The organism is Pseudomonas moraviensis subsp. stanleyae, assembly GCF_036283065.1.
GTDB classification, from domain to species: domain Bacteria; phylum Pseudomonadota; class Gammaproteobacteria; order Pseudomonadales; family Pseudomonadaceae; genus Aquipseudomonas; species Aquipseudomonas stanleyae.
This window is the reverse complement of record NZ_JAADJI010000029.1, coordinates 1-1600: the sequence shown is the minus strand read 5'-3', so window position 1 is coordinate 1600 and position 1600 is coordinate 1. Positions and strand designations below refer to the sequence as shown.

Below are 1600 nucleotides of genomic sequence, written 5' to 3'. Positions count from 1 at the left end.
GACGGTGCTAACGGCACCGGGATAGACGCGGTTTGGCGGGCTAATCCCGCAAACAATGGCGGCGAAAAGTTCGCCATTGTAGAGGCAAAGGCAAGCCGTGATGAAGATGCACCGAAGTTCATGCGGAAACTGAATAATACGAGAAAGCCAGGGGTCGCATCGAAGTTAGGCGTTTCTGGGCTCTCGGAACCGAGTGAGTTGATAGAGCCGGTAGAAAGCAGTGAAGGCGCATCTCCCGCTACAAACAAAACCAGAGTAAGCACCGGCAAACACAAAACTACCACTGGCAGAAGTGAAATTCCGTCACAGACGCAGAAAAGAAAAATACTTGTTCAGATGAGCCGGGAGTGGATTGAAGAAAACCTAGGGAAATCTGTGGGAGTTACGATAGCTTACCAGGTTCCGAACTCGTATAGCCGACACCTGTTTTATACGCCGCTTTACCATACCAGCATGAGCCCTAAGGAGCACGCTGCTGCGCGTTTGAACAACTCAGACGATACGTCTCACCTCAATCACAAGGCCTTTCATTACGGCGAGAAGGAAGTAAAGGCCTTTGTGAATAAACGTAAAAAATCATTAGCTAAAAAGCACGGCGCACTATCGTCACTTAAGATTGAGGCATGACCATGAAACGGCAAAAATTTTATAGTGACAACCACTTCAAAATCTTCTTGAAAGCATACGACGACGCTATAGAGTTTTATCGCACAAGAAAATTCCAGTCTGATTCCGTTGAAGAAGAAGAAATGCTTCGCGCTAGGTTTTTTCAACGCATGAGCCTAAACAAATTATTAGCCTCCTACACTGCCGGCGTAGCGATTCCCGAACTATCCCTCATACTTGAAGAACTCGTTAGCAAGTATGAAAAATGGCAAAGTAAGCTGGAAATCAATGAAAACATCTGCAACATCTCTCCTTTAGCGATTGGCGATTACGTACATCAATACGAAGAGTGCGTGCAAGTTATAGGCTTTTGCGTGCTACTTCATCGGACAGACCTTCTCAAACGTTTCGTGGCCTTGATAGACAACGCAGGCTATGAAGGCACCGATACACTATACGAAGACTTACTCAGCAAACTCATATCGGGAAGACACGATATCGATCAGTGGTATCACGACGTCTATTCTCCGCTTGTTCAAGCTATTTATTCAAATACTAAAGAAGAGGCTGCAGATCATCTGAAAAAATACTGCAACCAATGGTATGCGGCATTCCGAGATGCACCTTGGCACGATACTCATCATCAAGGCGAGGACGGGAGTTATGTAGGATATTGGGCTATCGAAGCAGGAGCCATCGCCTTTTTATACGGCATAGACGACAGCAAAATAGACCACATGGTTTATCCAAAGGATCTAGTTGAATACGCCCGCAACTATCAACCCACCAATAATTCTCAGGTCTCGCGAATCGACGGCGGCCAACCCTGCAGTAGAACTGGTTACTGGTTCACTCCTGCGAAATCTGACTCAAGACAACATTTCCAGCAGGGCGAGATTATGCCGAAATTCAGTGATTCAAAATGGGGCGAAACTATCTGGTACTGGTCTGGCGAAGAGTAACCATTGCCGCATCTCTCGGCTATGATCCGAGC

The 1600-nt window shown here is 46.5% G+C and carries 1 protein-coding gene and 1 pseudogene; both read left to right on the top strand.

Features of this window, described 5'->3' with window-relative positions:
* Positions 1-627, top strand: a pseudogene (locus GXB78_RS27950) (hypothetical protein); the annotation flags it as partial.
* Positions 624-1568: a PoNe immunity protein domain-containing protein gene (locus tag GXB78_RS27945; RefSeq protein WP_329517853.1), complete on the top strand. Its 945-nt coding sequence runs from the start codon at positions 624-626 to the stop codon at positions 1566-1568. The pseudogene GXB78_RS27950 and the gene GXB78_RS27945, both read left to right, overlap by 4 nt.
* Positions 1569-1600 lie beyond the last annotated feature (32 nt).

Excerpts from the sequence above, each read along its gene's own strand:
- GXB78_RS27945 (WP_329517853.1), top strand. The coding sequence starts at position 624 with ATGACCATGAAACGGCAAAAATTTTATAGTGACAACCACTTCAAAATC.